This is a genomic window from Winogradskyella arenosi (assembly GCF_003337305.1).
Classification (GTDB): Bacteria; Bacteroidota; Bacteroidia; order Flavobacteriales; family Flavobacteriaceae; genus Winogradskyella; species Winogradskyella arenosi.
In genome coordinates this window covers 15084-36545 of sequence record NZ_QPJO01000001.1, presented here as the reverse complement: position 1 = coordinate 36545, position 21462 = coordinate 15084, and the positions used below count along the sequence as shown (strand labels likewise).

Below are 21462 nucleotides of genomic sequence, written 5' to 3'. Positions count from 1 at the left end.
CAGAAAGGCTTTTTCGTTATATTTGTTTTGAATGTATTTAGGCCTTCTGTATAGACTTCAGAGACCATATTTAACCTTAAAAGATTCCCAGGATTACGGGAACTAAAGATGAACGAAAACTTAAACCCAAATAGTGATCATTTCAGTTCTGAAGAATTGGATGTTGAAAAGAAATTAAGACCCTTATCCTTTGAAGATTTTACAGGTCAAGATCAGGTACTCGAAAATTTATTGGTGTTCGTTCAGGCTGCAAACCTTCGTGGTGAAGCCTTAGATCATACCTTATTCCACGGTCCTCCAGGATTAGGAAAAACGACATTAGCGCACATTTTATCAAACGAGTTAGATGTGGGCATCAAAGTGACCTCAGGTCCGGTCTTAGACAAGCCTGGGGACTTAGCAGGGCTGCTTACTAACTTAGACGAGCGTGATGTCTTGTTTATTGATGAAATACACCGATTAAGTCCTATTGTAGAGGAATATCTTTATTCCGCAATGGAAGACTATAAGATTGATATTATGATTGAGTCTGGACCTAATGCTAGGACGGTGCAACTTAATCTAAACCCTTTTACCTTAATAGGTGCTACAACACGATCTGGATTACTTACAGCACCAATGCGCGCACGTTTTGGGATTCAAAGTCGCTTACAATATTATAAAACCGATCTATTAACCACTATCGTTCAACGTAGTGCTTCCATATTAGATATGCCTATTTCAATGGAGGCTGCTATAGAAATTGCAGGTCGTAGTCGTGGAACCCCGCGTATTGCCAATGCACTACTGAGACGGGTACGTGATTTTGCACAAATTAAAGGGAACGGAAAAATAGATATTGCTATTGCTAAGTTTGCTCTTAAAGCATTAAATGTAGATGCCTACGGACTCGATGAGATGGATAATAAGATTCTAACGACCATCATTGATAAGTTTAAAGGGGGGCCGGTTGGGATTAGTACTATTGCCACGGCAGTCAGTGAAAGTGTAGAAACCGTTGAAGAGGTTTATGAGCCTTTCTTAATTCAACAAGGTTTTATTATGCGTACCCCAAGAGGCCGTGAGGTTACCGAACAAGCCTATAAACATTTGGGTAAAATGAAAGGGCCTACACAAGGCGGATTATTCTAAGACCTTTTTTGGGATGTATCGGTTGCATCTTCAACTGAACTAAGATTGCTATATGATGAAAGCCAATAACAACATACCCGTAGTGCCGTTGCATCGGTTCTTTAAACATTCCTTAGAAATTTTAAAGAACCCTTTACCATTTCATCATCAAAATTTTGAAGCACAAGGTGATGTTTTTAGACTCAAAATCGGATTCTCCAATAGTGTGGTTTTTGCAAGAGATGCGGCCTTTGCAGAATATGTACTTAAGAAGAACCATAAGAACTATACCAAATCTAAAATTCAAACTGAAGATTTAGTAAAGTACGTGGGGACGGGCTTATTAACAGCGGAAGGAGAACATTGGAAAAAGCAACGTAAACTCATTCAGCCGGCCTTTCATAAAAAACAATTAGCCAATCTTTTGGACAGTATTAAAGGCGCTATTACTTCAGAATACGATAAAATTATTCCGAATAAATCCCTCGACGCTTTTCCAATTTTAAATGATTTGGCGTTTCAAGCGGTGGTAAAATCACTGTTTAGTTCTGCTGCTACGGAAGCCGATATTAATAGATTGCAATATATCACAGAGGCAGCTCAAAGAATGTTGGTTAAAGAATTGCGTCAACCGTATTTAGGGTGGTGGTTCAACCTTAGTGGAAAAATTAAAAAACATATTGAGCTTACCGGTGAGGCACGTCAAATTCTAAAGCGCATTGTAAAGGAACGTCGCGCCTCCAAGCTTAGGGAAGATGACTTATTAGACATGTTATTAGATGCTCGGTATGAGGATGGCAATCCTATGGAAGAGGAGCAACTCATAGATGAGATTTTAATTTTATTTACCGCGGGCCATGAGACCACCTCTAATGCCCTTACGTTTATAACACAACTTTTGGCTTTACATCCGGAATGGCAAGACCGAATTTTGAAAGAACGCGAAGCGATATTAGAGCGTACGGATGACCTTATGGATTTAGTAACCCAGTCAAAAGTGTGCCAGCAAGTCATAGAAGAAGGCATGCGTTTATATCCTCCCGTTTATTTTATTGACCGTGTTAACAAAGAAGCTGATACGTTTAAGGGCTTACATTTTGAAGCCGGATCTAATCTCTTGTTCTCCGTCTACGAAATACACCGTCATCCGAAATTATGGGAGCAACCAGAGTGTTTTTTACCAGAACGTTTTAGCGAAGGCGGCCGAAAATTCTCATCGCAATATTTCCCTTTTGGTGCGGGACCCCGAAAATGTATCGGAAATAATTTCGCCATGTTTGAAATGATTATCGCCATTTCAGAATTGGTAGGTAGGTATAAAATTAGTCCCAATTTTAAAGACATCGCCATTACCCCTTTAATTACCTTGAAGCCTAAAAATGCATGGTTAAGCTTTGAAGCGCGTACCCAATGATCAATAACAAAACCCGCTATACCGAGTTGATAAAGTCCGAAGCCAAACGCCTCGGCTTTTTGTCTTGTGGCATCAGCCAAGCTGGGTTTTTGGAAGTGGAAGCCCCACGATTAGAGCGTTGGCTTAAAGACAATAACAATGGTGAAATGCGTTATATGGAAAATCATTTCGATAAGCGTTTAGATCCTACTTTACTCGTAGAAGGTTCCAAAAGTATGGTGTCTCTTTTACTGAATTATTATCCGGAAGACACACAAACCGAGGATAGCTATAAAATTTCAAAATACGCTTACGGTAACGATTACCATCATGTCATAAAACACAAATTAAAGTCGCTCCTGTATTTTATTCAAGATGAAATAGGAGAAGTTGGTGGACGTGCCTTTGTCGATTCCGCTCCGGTCTTAGATAAAGCGTGGGCGGCAAAATCTGGATTAGGGTGGATAGGTAAACACTCTAACTTATTAACTCAAAAAGTAGGGTCGTTTTATTTTATTGCCGAGTTAATAATTGATTTAGAATTAGATTACGATACGCCTGTAACCGACCATTGCGGAACCTGCACTGCCTGTTTAGACGCTTGCCCCACGGAAGCTATTACCGCACCTTATGTGGTGGATGGCAGTAAATGTATTTCGTATTTTACCATTGAACTCAAAGAAAATATTCCTTCAGAGTTTAAAGGCCAATTTGAAGATTGGATGTTTGGTTGTGACATCTGCCAAGACGTTTGCCCGTGGAATCGTTTTTCTAAACCGCATAATGAACCCTTATTCAACCCGCATCCTGAATTATTGGAGATGACTAAAAAGGATTGGGAAGAAATCACAGAAGACACGTTCAGCAAGGTGTTTCAAAAATCAGCTGTAAAACGCACTAAATTTTCAGGCTTAGAACGGAATATCCGTTTTCTTAAGGAGGATTAGGTTGTAGGCCTATGATGATAAGGCCTGCACCGCATTCAAAGTTCACTTAAAACTTGTAGGTCCTTTTTTAAGAATAAAGCTATCTGTAGCCAAGACTCAAATACTTATATTTGTAGCTTAATCCAATTAGATTATGAGCAAACAAAGCAAACGAAGAGAAGCCTTAGTATACCATGCTAAGCCAACTCCTGGAAAAATAAAAGTCGTACCGACTAAAAAATATGCATCACAACGCGATTTATCTTTAGCCTATTCTCCCGGTGTGGCAGAACCTTGTTTAGAGATTGCCAAAGAAGTAGAGAACGTTTATAAATACACGGCTAAAGGAAATTTAGTAGCCGTGATTTCTAACGGAACCGCCGTATTAGGTTTAGGAAATATAGGTCCTGAAGCCTCTAAGCCGGTTATGGAAGGGAAGGGATTGTTATTCAAAATCTTCGCTGATATTGATGTTTTTGATATTGAGGTAGACACGGAAGACGTAGATGCGTTTATAGAAACTGTAAAAAATATAGCACCTACTTTTGGGGGCATTAACTTAGAAGACATAAAAGCGCCAGAAGCGTTTGAAATTGAACGTCGTTTAAAGGAAGAGTTAGACATTCCGGTAATGCACGATGATCAACATGGTACTGCTATTATTTCAGCGGCCGCCTTAATCAATGCCTTAGAACTTGCCGAAAAGAATATAAAAGACGTAAAAATTGTGGTCAGTGGAGCAGGTGCAGCCGCTATTTCATGTACACGTTTATATCAAGCTTGTGGAGCAAGTAGAGAAAACATCGTAATGCTCGATAGTAAAGGGGTGATTCGTGATGATAGAGATAATTTAACGTCACAAAAAGCCGAGTTCGCCACGCATCGTAAAATCGATACCTTAAGCGAAGCTATGCAAGATGCAGATGTATTTATTGGCTTATCACAACCCGATATTGTAACGCCAGAAATGCTCTTGTCCATGTCCGAAAACCCTATTGTTTTTGCAATGGCGAATCCGGTTCCTGAGATTAACTACCAATTGGCCATTGATACCAGAGATGATATTATCATGGCTACCGGACGTAGTGACCATCCTAACCAAGTGAATAATGTCCTTGGATTTCCTTTTATATTTAGAGGGGCTTTAGATGTAAGAGCAACAAAAATTAACGAAGCTATGAAAATGGCTGCCGTTAAAGCTTTATCTGAATTGGCCAAAGAACCGGTACCTGAGCAAGTGAATATCGCTTATGCCGAAACCCGATTAGCCTTTGGTAAAGACTATATTATTCCAAAACCATTCGATCCAAGATTAATAGCAGTAGTACCTCCAGCAGTAGCTAAAGCCGCTATGGAAAGTGGTGTAGCTAAAGAACCTATTGAAGATTGGGCACGTTACGAAAATATATTATTAGAGCGTTTAGGCTCGGATAATAAATTGGTACGTATGTTATTAGGACGTGCTAAAGCCAACCCTAAACGTGTGGTTTTTGCAGAGGCCGATCAGCTCGATGTCTTAAAAGCGGCGCAAATTGTGTATGAAGAAGGAATTGCACATCCTATTTTATTAGGACGAAAAGAAACGATTGTTGCTTTGATGGCGGAGTTAGAATTTGATGCCAATGTGCCAATTGTAGACCCTAAATCTGACGAAGAGACGGAGCGTAAAAATAGATATGCTAAGGTGTATTGGGAAAAACGCCAACGTCAAGGGGTGACGATCTATTCTGCACAAAAGAAAATGCGCGAGCGTAATTATTTTGCGGCTATGATGGTTAATGTAGGCGATGCAGACTCGCTAATTACAGGATACTCTCGTAATTATCCGTCAGTGGTAAAACCGATGTTAGAATTGGTAGGTATGGCAGATGGCGTATCTAGAGTAGCAACCACGAACTTAATGATGACGGAACGTGGTCCGATGTTTTTAAGTGATACTTCAATAAATATTGATCCTTCAGCACAAACCTTAGCTAAGATTGCTAGAATGACTTCGCAAGTCACAAAAATGTTTGGTATAGAACCTGTAACCGCTATGATTTCTTATTCTAACTTTGGTTCTTCTGAGAATCCAAGAGCAGAGAAAGTAAATGATGCTGTTTCATACTTACATAAAGCGTATCCGGATATGGTTGTAGATGGCGAATTACAAACGGATTTCGCGTTAAATGCAAAAATGCTACAAGATATTTTTCCGTTTTCTAAATTGGCAGGACGTAAAGTGAATACGCTTATTTTTCCAAACTTAGATGCGGCCAATATTACTTATAAGCTTATGAAAGAACTGAACAAATCAGAATCTATTGGGCCTATAATGATGGGGATGCGTAAACCGGTGCATATTTTGCAATTAGGCGCCAGTGTAGATGAGATTGTTAATATGGCGGCTATTGCTGTTGTAGATGCTCAAGAACGCGAGAAAAGACAAGCTAAATAATAAAAGATGTTGCGTTCTATAGCTTAGAACTAAAACCATAAATTACTTTAGACGTAAATGCTCACATTCTGTGGGCATTTATGTTTTATAGCTGAATTATAGCGTTTTCTCACTTTCATACTAGTCCGGTATTCACTAGAATGAAAATAATTTTATTACATTTGGTTTTTTAACTTTTCTTTATAAATGATTACACATATAGAAGGCAAGCTCGTAGAAAAAAATCCAACAGATATTGTCATAGATTGCAATGGTGTCGGTTATTTTATCAACATATCATTACATACGTTTTCGCAAATTCCAGACCAAGAAAAACTCAGAATCTACACGTATTTATTGGTACGCGAAGATGCTCAAACACTTTATGGCTTTTCATCTAAGGTAGAACGTGAAATCTTTAAATTATTAATTTCTGTAAATGGTATTGGTGCTAACACGGCAAGGACCATGTTATCATCCCTATCTCCAGATCAGGTAAAGGAAGGAATAGCAAGTGGCGATGTGGCCTTAATACAAAGTGTAAAAGGGATTGGTATAAAAACTGCACAACGTGTTATCATAGATTTAAAAGATAAAGTGTTAAAAGTCTTTGATATGGACGAACTTTCGCTAGCCCCGAACAATACGGACAAAGAAGAAGCGTTATCAGCTTTAGATGTTTTAGGTTTTAACAAAAAACAGTCTGAAAAAGTTGTAGATAGAATATTAAAAGCCCAACCTGATGCCCAAGTAGAGCAGATTATTAAAGAAGCTCTAAAAAATTTATAATGCAATTGAATACACCTAACCATAAGCAAAGCGTCGCTTCTAAATGTTATTACCTATTAGCATTTATGATGCTCTTTGGAAATCTTGCCCTCGCCCAAGAAACCGAAACGGAAAGCGAACAAGATTCTACGAAAACTACATTTGCCTTTGGTAAATTAAACATGCCCAATCCTAGTAGTATCGTTTCTAAGTATACTTATGATCCGGTATTAGACCGCTATGTCTATTCAGAAAAGATTGGAAATTTTAATATCAATTATCCCTTAATTCTTACACCAGAGGAATTTAGAAAATTAGTTTTAGAAGAAAAACTAAAAAATTATTATAAGAAAATGGCCGATGCTGCGGCAGGCCAAAAGGAAGGCGCAGAAGAAGATCAAAAGAATTTACTACCTGAGTTTTATGTCAACTCAGGACTTTTTGAATCTATATTTGGTGGGAATACCATTAATATTATTCCTCAAGGTTCTGTAGAAGTCGATTTAGGGATTCTGTATTCAAAACAAGATAATCCTTCACTTTCGCCTCAAAATCGGTCGAATTTTACCTTCGATTTTGACCAAAGAATTAGCCTAAACTTATTGGGTAAAGTAGGAACAAAACTTCAAGTGACTGCTAATTATGATACCGAGGCTACTTTCGATTTTCAACAGGTCGTAAAATTAGAATATACACCAACTGAAGACGATATCATCCGTAAGATTGAAGTGGGTAACGTGAGTATGCCTTTAAACAGTTCGCTTATTACCGGAGCGCAAAGTTTATTTGGGGTTAAGACCGAATTACAATTTGGAAAAACTAGAGTCACAGCAGTGTTTTCTGAACAACAATCCGAATCAACCTCAGTTGTAGCTGAAGGTGGGGGAACAGTTGAAGAATTTGAGTTCTATGCCCAAGATTACGATGAAAATAGACACTTCTTTTTAGCGCAGTATTTTAGAGAAACTTACGATAAGGCCTTATTGCAATACCCGTTTATTGATAATCAAGGTTTGCAAATTACAAGGGCTGAAGTTTGGGTGACTAACAGAACCAATGAAACCGATAATGTAAGGAATATTGTGGCGTTTCAAGATTTAGGAGAGTCATCCCCAGAAAATATAGGATTAGATCCCTTACCAAGTGGATTTATTAATAGCCTTGGGGCTAAACCAAATAACGCAAACAATGATTTTGACCCTACCAACATCGGAGGGGCAGGCTCACTTTTAACAGAATCTGTTAGAAATATCACCAATATTCAAGGCGGGGTTAACGTGTCTATTCAAGAAGGTTTTGATTATGGGAAACTAGAATCGGCAAGCAAATTAATTGAAGGACAAGATTACGTTTTAAATGATAAGTTAGGTTACATCTCTTTAAGTCAACGTTTATTGAATGACGAAGTTTTAGCCGTTGCCTTTCAATATACCATTGGTGGTCAAGTGTATCAGGTGGGAGAGTTTGCTAATGATGGTGTAGATGCAACAACGGTAGATGATACTACAGGAAATACCGTGGTGAGCAATCAAAGTTTAGTCTTAAAAATGCTGAAGAGTGCGGTGACTTCTGTAGAGCAACCGATTTGGGATTTAATGATGAAAAACATCTATGATACCGGTGCTTATCAGTTGGATCAAGAAGATTTCACCTTAAACATTTTTTATACCGAAGCGTCTGCAGTAAATTATATTACTCCAGCAACAAGTAATGGGGTAGAGGTGCCGTTTCCGACCTTTGATAATAACACACCTAATGATACCAGTGATGATTCACAAATTAGTGAAACACCTTTAATACGCCTTTTTCACCTCGATAAATTAAATTATAACGGTGATGAACAAGTCCAAGGGGATGGCTTTTTCGATTTTGTGGAAGGGGTAACCATACTCGCCCAAAATGGGAAGATTATTTTTACAAAAACGGAACCTTTCGGGCGTTATTTATTCGATGTTTTAGATGATGATAATAACTCCAGTAACAATGCTTCTGATTATGAAGATATAGGCGATACCCAAAGTGGGTTTAATGTCAATCAGAAAAAGTACGTTTACGATATTCTCTATAAGTCTACCAAAACAGCGGCTTTAGATGAGGCTGATAAAAATAAGTTTCAAATTAAAGGGCGTTATACCAGTAGTGGTAGTGATAGCGGGATTCCAATTGGAGCATTTAACGTGGCTCGTGGGTCGGTAACCGTTACCGCAGGAGGTCGAACGCTTATTGAAGGGGTAGATTATACCGTAAATTATACACTAGGTCGGGTAGAAATTTTAGATGAATCGCTTATCGCTTCAGAGACGCCTATTAATATTTCTGTAGAGAATAATGCGGTTTTCGGACAGCAGACCAAACGTTTTACGGGCGTTAATGTAGAGCATCAATTTAATGAGAATTTCCTTTTAGGGGCAACCTTACTTAATCTTAACGAAAGTCCGATTACGCAAAAAGCAAATTATGCGTCAGAACCTATCAATAATACCATTTTTGGGTTTAATGGAAACTACTCAACGGAGGTGCCTTTTTTAACCCGAATGGTTAATAAACTACCCAACATCGACACCGATGTACCGTCAAGTCTATCGTTACGTGGGGAATTTGCGTATTTATTACCAGGCTCTTCTAGTGGTGCAGATTTTAATGACGAAGCTACCGCCTATATTGATGATTTTGAAGGCACACAAGGTTCTATTAGTTTACTAAGTCCGTTGTCATGGAGTTTATCAAGTAGACCTTTAAATTTACCAAATAACATTCCCGGAGTAGATGGTAATGGTATAGAAAACGGCTATGGTAGAGCGCTATTAAATTGGTATACCGTTGACCCTATTTTTTACAGTACACAAAGACCAAGTGGGATCACGGATGATGATATTTCAGATTTATATACGCGCCGTATTTTTATTGAAGAGATTTTTGATCAAGACATTGTACAAGGGCAAACCTCAGTTATTAATACTTTAGATTTAGCCTATTACCCTGCAGAACGAGGACCTTATAATTTCGATCCTAGTGCAGCTAACGGTAATAATTTAAACCCTTCAAATAGTTGGGCGGGGATTACAAGACAAATTACTTCTACAGATTTTGAACAAGCTAATGTAGAATATATAGAGTTTTGGGTGCAAGATCCGTTTTTAGATAATCCTTCTAACCCTGGAGGTAAGTTGTTTTTAAACTTAGGAAACATCTCTGAAGATATTTTAAAAGATGGAAAAAAACAATACGAAAATGGTTTGCCAGAAAATGGTGATGTCTCTATATTAACGAGAACGGATTTTGGTAGTGTAGTTCCTGAAAATCAATCACTAATCTATACTTTTGATACCACAGGGGCTGAGCGTACCAATCAAGATGTTGGATTCGATGGCTTTAATGATACAGAAGAAATTGCAGAATTTGGTGCAGAATTTGGTGAAGATCCTTCTAATGATAACTATACCTACTATTTAAATACCGATGGAGATATCTTTGAGCGTTATAGAAAATATAATGGCACGGAAGGGAATTCGCCAGAGACTTTTACAGATACAAATCGTGGATCTACCACACAACCTGATGTAGAAGATATCAATAGAGATAATACCATGAATACTATTAATAGTTATTATGAGTATGAAATAGATATTACCAATGCTTCTTTGAGTCTTACAAATCCTATTGTAAACGATATTAAAGAAGAACAGGTAACCTTACCTAATGGAGACACAAGAGATGTAAAATGGTACCAATTTAGAATTCCTATTGATGATAGTGATATTCGTGAAGCTGTTGGTGGTATTTCTGATATCAGATCTATTCGTTTTGCACGTTTATACTTATCTAATTTTACACAAAATACCGTACTGCGTTTTGCTACTTTCGATTTGGTACGTAGTGATTGGAGACGTTATACTCTAGATTTAGATAATGATTTAACCAACGATAGTCCTAATGTAGAATTCAATGTTGGTGTGGTAGGCGTTCAAGATAATGCAGGCTATTTAAGACCTCCAGGGGTAGAGCAAGAGCAATTAAATAACAACAACACCATTATAGATCAGAATGAACAATCCTTAGTGCTTCAAGCTTGTGATTTGGCGCCAACAGATTCAAAAGGAGTTTATAAGAACATCGATTTAGATATGCGCCAGTATAAAAAACTGCGTATGTTTATTCATGCAGAAGCTCAAGATGGTCAACAGTTAGAGCCAGGTGAAATGGTTGGGTTTATTAGAATGGGTAATGACTTTACCGAGAATTACTATCAAATTGAAGTTCCTTTATTGCCAACCTCTGATGCCGAAGGGAGTTTAAGAGAACAAACTTGGCCAGAGCAGAATGAAATTGAAATGCCTTTAGAGTATTTACAGACTATTAAATCTTTAGGAATTTCAGCAGGGACCTTAAGTAATGAGGACGCGACTATTTATAACGTTATTGATGGCGAACTAGATGAAACGCCTTTAGGGTCATTAAACACACCGTATAATGATATTGTTGGGACTGAAAAACAACAACGTATTGCGATAAAAGGAAATCCGAATTTTGGGGATATTAGAGTGTTAATGGTTGGGGTTAAGAATTCAGGTTCTACGAGCATGAACTCTTGTAGTGAGGTTTGGTTTAATGAGCTGCGTATGTCTGATATGGATAACGAAGGTGGTTGGGCGGCCATACTAAGTATGGATACTAAAATTGCAGATTTTGCAAGCATTAATGCAACGGGTAGTAGAAGTACTTCTGGTTTTGGAAGTATAGATCAAGGTCCAAGTGAAAGAAGTTTAGAAGACACACAGCAATACGATTTTGTTACCAATGTACAATTAGGACAACTGTTTCCTAAGACTTGGGGCGTTCAGTTGCCATTTAACTATGCGCAAAGTGAAGAACTTATTACGCCAAAATACGATCAGTATTATAATGATCTTACCTTGCAGTCTAGAATAGATGCCGCGACCACAAGTGAGGAGGCGGATGAGATTAGAGAGCAATCAGAGGATTATACCAAACGTCAAAGTATTAACTTTATTGGGGTTAGAAAACAGAAAACAGGAGATACTGAAAAGCACTTTTATGATGTTGAAAACTTAACCTTAAATTATTCGTATAATAAAGTTGAACATCGCGACTTCGAAATTGAAAACGCTTTAGATCAAACCGTAAGAGCGGGAGCGAATTATGTTTACGCTTTTGAGCCTGTTAAAATTGAACCGTTTAAAAAGAACGATTCTTTATTCACCAGTAAACATTGGAAGATTTTAAAAGATTTTAATTTTAACTTACTGCCTTCAAGCTTCTCTATTAATTCAGATTATAACCGACAGTTTAACAAACAAAAGTTTAGAGAAGTCGAGTTAACAGGAGACAATATTGGTATTGAAGAATTATTCAGAAGAGATTATACTTTCGATTTTCAGTACGCTATTAACTATAACTTATCGGATGCCTTAAGTGTTAACTTTACTGCGGCTAATACCAATATTATTCGAAACTATTTTATCGATAATCAACTAGACGGCCTTCAAGATCCGGAGCTTGATGTTTGGGATGGCTTCTTTGATTTTGGAGATCCTAATTATCAAACACAGCAAATTCAGGTGAATTATGAATTGCCATTATATAAAATTCCAGCTCTTAGTTTCTTAAGAAGTACTTATGCATATAGCGGAGCTTTTCAATGGGAAAAAGGATCAGATTTATACAGCAATTTAGAAATAGAGAATCCAGATACCGGAGAATATGAAACGGTGAATTTAGGAAACTCTATCCAAAACTCTAATACGCACAATATTAATACGACCCTTAATATGGAGACCTTATACAAAACCTTGGGGCTCGTAAAAAAGGGGAAACAAAAATCGAGAGCACGAACACGAAGTACAGTAGCGAGCAGACGTACGCCATCACCTAACCCGGCAGCATCAGAGGAGGAAGACAAACCAAGCGCGGGTGAAAAAGCCTATAATACTTTTGTGAATATTGTTACTATGGTTAAACGTATGCAGTTTAACTATTCAGAAAATAACGGAACTTATTTACCAGGGTATTTACCAACTCCAGGATTTATTGGAACGCTAAAACCTACGGTAGGATATACCTTTGGTAGCCAGAGCGACATTAGAAGTATTGCTGCAGAAAACGGTTGGTTAACCACCTATGAAGATTTTAATGACCAGTACACGGAAGTGACCAATCAAAGTTTAGATTATTCTATTAACCTAGAACCGTTAACAGATTTAAAAATAGACCTAACCGGAAACAGAACTTACGCAAGGACCACAACGGAAAGTTTCAATACAACAGATACTAACGCCGATGGATTAAGTGATGAGTACAATGATTTAATTACCAATTCTTACGGAAACTTTAGTATTTCAACAGCGATTATTAAAACAGCCTTCGGAAAAAGTAATGAAAACCAATCGGATGCTTTTGATGATTTTAGAGCAAACCGATATATTGTAGCCAACAGATTGGCTAAAGAATTTTATGGCGATACGCCTTATGGTACGGATGCAGAAGGTTATCCTGAAGGTTTTGGTAAAAATAGCCAAAAAGTGCTATTACCAGCATTCTTAGCGGCATACCATGGGTCGGACCCGGAAAGTGTAAATACAGGAGCCTTTAGAGATGTGCCAATTCCAAACTGGAATTTAAAGTACACCGGACTAATGAAATTGCCTTGGTTTAAGAGAACCTTTAAGCGTTTTTCTGTTCAGCATGGGTACCGCTCAAATTATACCGTGAATCAATTTATCACCAATTTAGATTATCAAGATTACGATCAAGATTTAGGTTTTACCGATCCTAGTAATGCAGATGCTTTAGACCAATCGGGTAACTTTAAGAACGAAACCTTATTCAGTAATATTAACTTAGAAGAACAGTTCAGTCCTCTAATTAAATTAGATTTTGAGATGAAGAATTCTATCAAGGTCTTGGCAGAAATAAAAACCGATCGTTTACTGTCTTTAAGTTTCGATAATAACTTACTTACCGAAATTCAAGGTAAAGAGTTTACGCTAGGCTTAGGTTACCGTATTAAAGATTTAAGAATTAGATCAGAGCTGGCAGGACCAAAACAAATTATTGTAAGTGATTTAAATATGAGTCTTGATGTGTCGGTAAGAGATAATAAAACAATCATACGATATTTAGATTTAGAGAATAATCAGATCACGGCAGGACAAACCATTTGGGGACTTCAATATAACGCTGATTATGCCTTCAGTAAAAATTTATCGGCCATCTTTTATTTTGATTATACCTTCTCAGAATTTGCCATTTCAACCTCATTTCCGCAAACCTCAGTACGATCAGGAATAACATTGCGATATAATTTTGGAAATTAATCTTGAATTGAAGCTATTAAAAAATTACATTTGTATCTAATATATAATTATACCACCCTATAAAATGAATATACCAGCAGAATTAAAATACACCAAAGATCACGAATGGGTTAAAGTTGAAGGCGATTTGGCTATCGTTGGAATCACAGATTTTGCCCAAGGCGAGCTTGGAGACATTGTCTATGTAGAAGTAGATACTTTAGATGAAACTCTAGAGGTTGATGAAGTCTTTGGTACCGTTGAAGCTGTAAAAACCGTTTCAGATTTAATGTTACCCCTCTCAGGTGAGATCGTAGAATTCAATGAGAACTTAGAAGACGAGCCTGAAAATGTAAATACAGATCCTTACGGAAAAGGTTGGATGATTAAATTAAAATTTTCAGACGCTTCTCAAATCGATAATTTATTATCTGCAGAAGACTATAAAGCACACATTGGTGGTTAAAAAAGGGCTTTTACTAATGTCGGTGGCTTATACATTGGCATTGGTCATTGCAAGTTTAATCACACTGACTTCAGTGCCTAGTTTGGGCTCATCGATAGATGATAAAATTTATCACATCGTAGCCTATTGCTGTTTAGCCTTATTTTGGGGGCTTTACACTAAAACGTTAAAAATTAGATATTGGTATCTAATGATTGTTGTGGGCGCTATTGTCTTTGGATTTGTGTTAGAGTTGTTGCAGTACTTCCTAAACCCTAATAGAAGCTATGATTTGCTAGATGTTATAGCAAATAGCATCGGAGCGGTTTTTGGTACGTTTATTGCAAGTCAGATTAATACATATAAATTAAATTAACCTTAAGCCTTGTTTATTTTACTATTTATTAGTTAAATTAGCGATGTTATATTTAAAAAGAATATTATGGAACCTAAAAAGAACCCGAAATCAGACGTAAGTAGAAACAGTTCGCTGTATTTTGCTGTTGGTCTAGCCTTAATGTTGGGTATTACCTATATGGCGATCAATTATAAAACCTATGATAAAGCTGATATCATTGCGGACTCGCTAAATTTAGATGATGAATTAGATGAAGAAGTGCCAATCACAGAACAGATTGTAACCCCACCACCTCCACCTCCACCACCACCAGCAGCACCGGAAATTATTGAAGTTGTTGAAGATGAAGAGGAGATTGAAGAAACAGTGATAGAATCTACTGAAACAGAAATGGAAGCAGAAATTGTGGAAGTTGAAGAAGTTGAGGTTGCTGAGGTAGAAGAAGATTTAGAGGTTCCTTTCTCTGTCATTGAAAATGTTGCCGTTTTTCCTGGATGTGAAAAAGAAAAAGGAAATGCAGCTAAAAAGAAATGTATGAACGATAAGGTGAATAAGTTTATCGGAAGAAAGTTTAATACAGACTTAGCAGGTGATTTAGGTTTACCTCCTGGAAGAAAAAGAATTTTCGTCCAGTTTAAGGTTGATAAGTCGGGTAACATTACTAATATCGTAGCTCGTGGTCCGCACCCAGGATTAGAAAAAGAAGCTAAACGTGTTATCGGAGATTTACCTAAAATGAAACCAGGTAAGCAAAGAGGAAAACCGGTAGTAATGCCGTTCTCTATTCCTATTGTATTCCAAGTACAAGACTAATACAACATAGAATTTTTCTTATATAAAAAATCCCGTTCAAATTAATTGAGCGGGATTTTCGTTTTGGTATGCTTATTGTGATTTTATCATAATATTAACATTTAAACCAATAGTATTATGAAAAATTCTAACAAAGACTTTAGTGTTGCTGGTGAGAGCGCTACTAAAGCAAAGCCATCACAAAAGCATGATGCAAATTTACGAAAAAACTCGAGCCTTTATTTCCAAATAGGGCTTATCCTTTGTTTGTTGGCTACCTATGCCTTATTTGAAATGCAATTTGAAGAAAAGAAATTGCGACTTGACCATGATACGGCAACCACCGAACCCATAACCATAGATGTGGTGCCACCTTTTCAAGTTGAGTCTATTAAACCTCAGGTAGTGAAACCGGCTTCGACTCCCGATCTTAATGATGATCTTAAGGTGGTTGAAGATGACCACCCTATAGTAGATCAGATTATGGATCATCCGGATGCTAAAACAACGGATGTAGAAACGCCAATAGATATTGTTGATGTTCCTGAAATTGAAAAACCTTCAGAACCTTTAGTCGTAGATTTTGTTGCGGTGGAAAGGGTTCCCGTTTATCCCGGTTGTGAAAAATATGCGTCCAACAACGACCGCAGAGAATGTATGTCTGAGAAAATTTCGAAACTCCTTAATAGAAAGTTCAATTCTAGCATTGGCGCCTCTTTCGGAATGTCCGGAAAACAACGCATTTTTACCCAGTTTACTATTGATAAGAACGGTAATGTAACCGATATAAAAACGAGAGGGCCTCATCCGGCGTTAGAGACAGAAGCCGATAGAGTGATTCGTAAAATCCCTAAAATGAAACCGGGGATACAAGGTAATCAACCCGTAGGTGTGGTATACTCTTTGCCAATTACCTATCAGATTAGAAATTAAAAGTTGTAATATTAGAAGACTAAAGGAACCGCTATAATTTTTTATAGTGGTTTTTTTTAAGACTTAATTCAAGCTCGTGGTACTAAAAAAAATAAGTATCTTTCGTGCTTTAAAAAGACCTCTTTTATGAAGCGCATTGTGCTATTTGTTATTTGCTTAACGGCCGCCTTAGGGTATTCTCAAAATTCCCTGTTTTATGAAAAATCACCCGTATTTAAAGTCTGTGATTCTGTTCCTGTAGAGCAACTCAAATCTTGTTTTAATTTCACCCTAAATACCTTTTTATTTGAGAATTTTAAAAGTCCTCAAGTGGTAGAGGAGGAGTCTTATCAAGGTGATGTTAAGGTGTTGTTTGAAGTGGATAAGGAGGGAACCTTTAAAGTGCTTTATATAGATGCGATCTATGACGAATTAAAAGCGGAAACCCAACGCGTTTTTGAAGCCTTGCCTAAAGTGCAACCGGCCACCTATAATGGGAAGCCTACATTTGTACAGTATAGTGTGAGTATTGCCATTCCGCTAACGGCTCCTGTGCGTAAAACAAACGTTGTAAAAACCGTTGAAGCCCTGAGTGAAACGGACAGTTTAAATGCGACGCTTTCTCAAGAGTACGATGTGTTAGAACAAGGATTAAAACCGTATGAAAACTTAGAATACAATAGCCAACTAAATGTGCCTTTTACGCATTCTTATTATGCAAGATTTGATGATGAGATGAATGCCATTGGGACCAATAGCCATACCGCAGCGAAACCATTTATCTATAGTGATGTGGCACGCTATTATGATATTAAAGCCGAAAAAGAAAATTTAGCAAAAGATACAGATACGTGGTTTGGACGTAAGCTGTTTAATGAACATTTAGTGGAAGTCCAAGGGGAAGATTATTGGTTTACAGTAGATCCTATAATAGATTTACAAGTAGGTAAAGACACCGAGGCTGATTTTAATTCTACATGGAACAATACAAGAGGGGTAAATATACAAGCCGGTTTAGGGAAACGTTTTAATTTAACGGCGTCAGTTTATGAAAGTCAAGGTCGTTTTGCGGAGTATTTTAATCAGTACGCAGAAAGTTTAAAAGCTTTTGGCCCAGACCCAGCTATTATCCCAGGTCGTGGTATTGCCAAACGTTTTAAAGATGATGCTTATGATTATCCTGTAGCAGAGGCTTATTTATCTTATACACCAGCCGATTTTTTAAACATCCAATTTGGTCATGGTAAAAACTTTATCGGCGATGGGTATCGCTCATTATTGCAAAGTGATGTGTCTAGTCCGTATCCTTTCTTAAAATTGAATGCTACCTTTTGGAAAATAAAGTACACTAGCACATGGATGTGGTTAAAAGATGTGAGAGATGAAGTTGTTGTTGATAAAGCCTTTTTAACAAAATATATGGCTAATCATTACTTGAGTTGGAATGTCTCTAAGCGTCTAAATATTGGTCTTTTTGAATCTGTAATATGGACCAATTCTAATGAGCGTGGCTTTGATGTAAATTATTTAAATCCGATTATCTTTTTTAGAGCGATAGAGTTTCAGACCGGGCAAGGCGCCGGAAATGCCATTCTCGGCTTAACGTCTAAGTACAAATGGAATAATAAGGTTAATCTTTATGGGCAGTTTATTCTTGATGAATTTTCTTTAAGTGATGTAACTGGTGGAGAGAAAAGCTGGAAAAATAAATTCGGGTTTCAGTTAGGGGCCAAATATTTTAATGCCTTTAATGTTGATAACCTCTTGTTACAAGCAGAATATAACCGCGTAAGACCGTATGTGTATTCTCACAATACTCAAGTGCTTAATTATGCGAATTTCAACCAACCAATGGCACACCTATGGGGTGCTAATTTTAAAGAATTGGTTTTAATAGGACGCTATCATTATAAGCGTTGGTTTGGGGATGCTAAATTTATTATTGGACAACGCGGCTTAGATTTTAATACCGATGAGGATAACTTCTCTTACGGTGGTAACATTTATAGAGATTACAATGATCGAAATGCCGATACGGGTATTGTGGTTGGACAAGGAAATACCACCAATAGTTTTATGACCGAGATTCAAGCTGGTTATGTTTTAAACCCTGTAACAAATCTTAAATTGTTTACCAATATTATTTATAGAGATTATAACCCTGATGTTACAACAGCATCAACGCAATCGTCTAATACCTTATGGTTCAGTTTAGGGGTAAGAACAGATATCTTTAACTGGTATAATGATTTTTAACGGGCGTTATATGTCGTGACTTCTTAAGCGTTAATTTTGTGAAGTTAGCGCAATGCACTAAGCTATTAGAGTGCTGATAAGGACAGTGTTTTATAGTGCTATTTTATAAGACCTAGAGTTAAGGAGATGCGTTGTATTGTTAAAACTAAAGTTTAACGTTGGTTAGAATCAATTTTCAGACTATCTTCGCAGTCGTTTTAAAAAAAAATAAAATTCGTTTAGTTTGAGCAGTACAAAATCTTCGGTATCAACAGGTTCTGTGGTTACAGATTTCAAGGAAATTACCAAGATGGGCTTGTCCTTAAGTGTGGTGTTTTCTTCTATAGCGGGTTATTTTTTAGGAGCAGAGACCATTAGTCTGGTTACCTTAATCTTATTAGCTTTAGGGGGCTACTTTATGGTTGGGGCCTCTAATGCCTATAATCAAATTATTGAGCGCGATTTAGATGCACTCATGGATCGGACAAAAAATAGACCAATTCCTTCCGGGCGTATGTCTGTAAATACGGCCTTTGTTATTGCCGTGTCTTTTACAATTTTAGGGCTAATTACTTTATACATTATTAATCCTAAGACCGCCATGTATGGCGCCATTTCTATATTTTTATACACAAGTGTTTATACGCCTTTAAAGACTAAGACGTCATTGTCCGTTTTTGTAGGGGCCTTGCCAGGAGCTATTCCTTTTATGTTAGGTTGGGTAGCTGCTCGTAACGAATTTGGTATAGAACCAGGAACCTTATTTGCCATTCAATTCTTTTGGCAATTTCCTCACTTCTGGTCTATAGGTTGGTTTTTACATGAAGATTATAAAAAGGGAGGGTTTCATATGTTACCTACCGGAAAGCCCGATAAAGGTACCGCTGTACAAATAATTATGTATAGTGTTTGGACTATTTTAGCGTCTATTATTCCCGTATTCGGATTTTCAGGCGATTTAAAATTGTCTATCGTTGGGGCTGTTTTAGTCTTTTTATTAGGCTTAATCATGCTTTTCTACGCTTTTAAATTGTTTAAAGATCGTAGCATCAAAACGGCAAAACAACTTATGCTATCAAGCGTTTTTTATATTACAATGTTGCAAATAATATATGTTGCAGATAAATTTTTAAGATAAAATGGATTTAACAAAAGGAACAACAGCAGAAAAAACTGCAAGGTCTAAAAAGATGATGATATGGTTTGGGATAGGTTCTTTAATTATGTCTTTTGCCGGATTATTAAGTGCATTTATTGTTAGTAGTAAACAACGTCTTAATGAAGATTGGTTAGTAGATTTTCAATTGCCAAGCGCATTTTTTACCAGTTTAGTGCTCATAATTGTAAGTAGTATTACCTTTATTTTAGCAAAACGTGCCCTTCAACAAGGCAAAATGCAAATGGTATCCGTGTTTTTATTGGCCACTTTAGGTCTTGGAATAGGATTTATTTATAGCCAATTTGTAGGATTCGGACAGATCATTTCGGAAGGTTATTACTTTACCGGGCCTACGAGTAATATCACAATGTCTTACATCTATGTCATTGCTATATTACACATAGCGCACGTTATTGCTGGGCTAATATGCCTTATAGTTGTAATTTATAATCATTTTAAACAAAAGTATAACTCCAACAATATGTTAGGATTTGAACTAGCAGCAATTTTTTGGCATTTCGTAGATGGGCTTTGGGTTGTGCTCTTTTTGTTTTTATATTTTTTTAAATATATAATTTGATTATTTTTGTCCAATCTTAAAAATTTAAATAAATTCTATGGATTCTACGGTAGTTAGTACTGGTACAGAAGATAAAACTTGGGGTGGTGGCAACAGTCCACTAAAAGCAAGTTACGGAAAAATGATGATGTGGTTCTTCATTGTATCTGATGCCTTAACATTTTCAGGCTTCTTGGCAGCTTATGGCTTTTCAAGATTTAAGTTCATTAATGAATGGCCAATAGCGGATGAGGTGTTTACACACGTGCCGTTTATGCACGGTCAAGAATTGCCAATGATTTATGTGGCAGTTATGACGTTTATTCTTATTATGTCTTCTGTAACTATGGTATTAGCTGTAGATGCAGGTCATCATATGAACAAATCTAAAGTGACCATATACATGTTTTTAACCGTTATAGGTGGAGCGGTATTCTTAGGGTCGCAAGCTTGGGAATGGGCCACGTTTATTCAAGGAGATTACGGTGCTGTACAAACTAAAGGTGGAAACATCTTACAGTTTGGTGAGTATGTTACTGAAGATGGTGAAGAAATTTTCAAACGTGTTTCTATTGACGATATTGCAATTCCACAAGAAAGTGCACGTATCAGTCACGAACGTAAAAATGGAATTTGGTTTACTGACGAAGGATCATTGCCTCCATATACAGTAGATGAAATCTACACAGGTTTAGCGGCACAAGAAAATGTTGTTGTACGTACACAATTTTTAAACGAAGAAGGACACAAAACCATTTTATCTAGAGCAGAATCTTTAAAACAAATAAAAGAGAACGGAAAGTTAGTTGTAAAAGGTGCTAACCTCAAGGTTAACGAATACGGAACGTCTCTATTTGGTGATTTCTTTTTCTTCATTACCGGATTCCACGGATTCCACGTACTTTCAGGAGTGATATTAAATATTATCATATTCTTTAATGTGGTCTTAGGGACTTACGAAAGAAGAGGAAGTTATGAGATGGTAGAAAAAGTTGGACTCTACTGGCACTTTGTCGATTTAGTATGGGTATTTGTATTCACATTCTTCTATTTAGTTTAAAAAGAAATTAAGGTTA

The 21462-nt window shown here is 37.0% G+C and carries 14 protein-coding genes; all 14 read left to right on the top strand.

What is annotated here, in order from left to right; all coding sequences use genetic code 11:
- Nucleotides 1-108 precede the first annotated feature (108 nt).
- The 14 genes from ruvB to DFQ08_RS00080 all read left to right on the top strand — a co-directional run bounded on the left by ruvB (nt 109) and on the right by DFQ08_RS00080 (nt 21446).
- Entirely contained in the window at nt 109-1131 is a 1023-nt protein-coding gene (ruvB, locus tag DFQ08_RS00145; RefSeq protein WP_114307782.1) for a Holliday junction branch migration DNA helicase RuvB, read from the top strand.
- A 55-nt stretch (nt 1132-1186) separates the two neighbouring features.
- The gene (locus DFQ08_RS00140) at nt 1187-2524 is read left to right on the top strand and encodes a cytochrome P450 (RefSeq protein WP_114307781.1); all 1338 of its coding nucleotides are present in this window, start codon (nt 1187-1189) and stop codon (nt 2522-2524) included.
- On the top strand, nt 2521-3450 hold the full coding sequence (gene queG / locus DFQ08_RS00135; RefSeq protein ID WP_114307780.1) for a tRNA epoxyqueuosine(34) reductase QueG: 930 nt from the start codon (nt 2521-2523) through the stop codon (nt 3448-3450). The genes DFQ08_RS00140 and queG overlap by 4 nt, the downstream gene beginning before the upstream one ends.
- Before the next feature lie 133 nt (nt 3451-3583).
- The gene (locus DFQ08_RS00130) at nt 3584-5866 is read left to right on the top strand and encodes an NADP-dependent malic enzyme (RefSeq protein ID WP_114307779.1); all 2283 of its coding nucleotides are present in this window, start codon (nt 3584-3586) and stop codon (nt 5864-5866) included.
- A 186-nt stretch (nt 5867-6052) separates the two neighbouring features.
- Entirely contained in the window at nt 6053-6634 is a 582-nt protein-coding gene (gene ruvA, locus DFQ08_RS00125; RefSeq protein WP_114307778.1) for a Holliday junction branch migration protein RuvA, read from the top strand.
- Nucleotides 6634-13947 carry a T9SS outer membrane translocon Sov/SprA gene (sov, locus tag DFQ08_RS00120; RefSeq protein ID WP_114307777.1) on the top strand — a complete coding sequence of 2438 codons (7314 nt, stop codon included), beginning with the start codon at nt 6634-6636 and terminating at the stop codon, nt 13945-13947. The genes ruvA and sov overlap by 1 nt, the downstream gene beginning before the upstream one ends.
- A gap of 64 nt (nt 13948-14011) precedes the next feature.
- Nucleotides 14012-14392: a glycine cleavage system protein GcvH gene (gene gcvH / locus DFQ08_RS00115; protein ID WP_114307776.1), complete on the top strand. Its 381-nt coding sequence runs from the start codon at nt 14012-14014 to the stop codon at nt 14390-14392.
- Nucleotides 14393-14408: 16 nt separating this feature from the next.
- Nucleotides 14409-14747, top strand: coding sequence for a VanZ family protein (locus DFQ08_RS00110; protein WP_181858338.1), 339 nt, complete (start codon nt 14409-14411; stop codon nt 14745-14747).
- Between the two features lie 66 nt (nt 14748-14813).
- Nucleotides 14814-15542 carry an energy transducer TonB gene (locus tag DFQ08_RS00105; RefSeq protein WP_114307774.1) on the top strand — a complete coding sequence of 243 codons (729 nt, stop codon included), beginning with the start codon at nt 14814-14816 and terminating at the stop codon, nt 15540-15542.
- Nucleotides 15543-15659: 117 nt separating this feature from the next.
- On the top strand, nt 15660-16454 hold the full coding sequence (locus tag DFQ08_RS00100) for an energy transducer TonB (RefSeq protein ID WP_114307773.1): 795 nt from the start codon (nt 15660-15662) through the stop codon (nt 16452-16454).
- A gap of 126 nt (nt 16455-16580) precedes the next feature.
- On the top strand, nt 16581-18689 hold the full coding sequence (locus DFQ08_RS00095) for an energy transducer TonB (RefSeq protein ID WP_114307772.1): 2109 nt from the start codon (nt 16581-16583) through the stop codon (nt 18687-18689).
- 223 nt (nt 18690-18912) lie between these two features.
- Nucleotides 18913-19806, top strand: coding sequence for a heme o synthase (gene cyoE, locus DFQ08_RS00090; RefSeq protein ID WP_114307771.1), 894 nt, complete (start codon nt 18913-18915; stop codon nt 19804-19806).
- A 1-nt stretch (nt 19807) separates the two neighbouring features.
- On the top strand, nt 19808-20407 hold the full coding sequence (locus tag DFQ08_RS00085; protein ID WP_114307770.1) for a cytochrome c oxidase subunit 3: 600 nt from the start codon (nt 19808-19810) through the stop codon (nt 20405-20407).
- A gap of 37 nt (nt 20408-20444) precedes the next feature.
- On the top strand, nt 20445-21446 hold the full coding sequence (locus tag DFQ08_RS00080; protein ID WP_114307769.1) for a cytochrome c oxidase subunit 3: 1002 nt from the start codon (nt 20445-20447) through the stop codon (nt 21444-21446).
- Nucleotides 21447-21462: the final 16 nt, after the last annotated feature.

Coding starts and splice junctions, on each gene's coding strand:
- DFQ08_RS00095 (WP_114307772.1), top strand. CDS start 16,581: ATGAAGCGCATTGTGCTATTTGTTATTTGCTTAACGGCCGCCTTAGGG.
- ruvB (WP_114307782.1), top strand. CDS start 109: ATGAACGAAAACTTAAACCCAAATAGTGATCATTTCAGTTCTGAAGAA.
- DFQ08_RS00100 (WP_114307773.1), top strand. CDS start 15,660: ATGAAAAATTCTAACAAAGACTTTAGTGTTGCTGGTGAGAGCGCTACT.
- DFQ08_RS00080 (WP_114307769.1), top strand. CDS start 20,445: ATGGATTCTACGGTAGTTAGTACTGGTACAGAAGATAAAACTTGGGGT.
- DFQ08_RS00140 (WP_114307781.1), top strand. CDS start 1,187: ATGAAAGCCAATAACAACATACCCGTAGTGCCGTTGCATCGGTTCTTT.
- DFQ08_RS00105 (WP_114307774.1), top strand. CDS start 14,814: ATGGAACCTAAAAAGAACCCGAAATCAGACGTAAGTAGAAACAGTTCG.
- DFQ08_RS00110 (WP_181858338.1), top strand. CDS start 14,409: ATGTCGGTGGCTTATACATTGGCATTGGTCATTGCAAGTTTAATCACA.
- DFQ08_RS00085 (WP_114307770.1), top strand. CDS start 19,808: ATGGATTTAACAAAAGGAACAACAGCAGAAAAAACTGCAAGGTCTAAA.
- gcvH (WP_114307776.1), top strand. CDS start 14,012: ATGAATATACCAGCAGAATTAAAATACACCAAAGATCACGAATGGGTT.
- DFQ08_RS00130 (WP_114307779.1), top strand. CDS start 3,584: ATGAGCAAACAAAGCAAACGAAGAGAAGCCTTAGTATACCATGCTAAG.
- sov (WP_114307777.1), top strand. CDS start 6,634: ATGCAATTGAATACACCTAACCATAAGCAAAGCGTCGCTTCTAAATGT.
- ruvA (WP_114307778.1), top strand. CDS start 6,053: ATGATTACACATATAGAAGGCAAGCTCGTAGAAAAAAATCCAACAGAT.
- queG (WP_114307780.1), top strand. CDS start 2,521: ATGATCAATAACAAAACCCGCTATACCGAGTTGATAAAGTCCGAAGCC.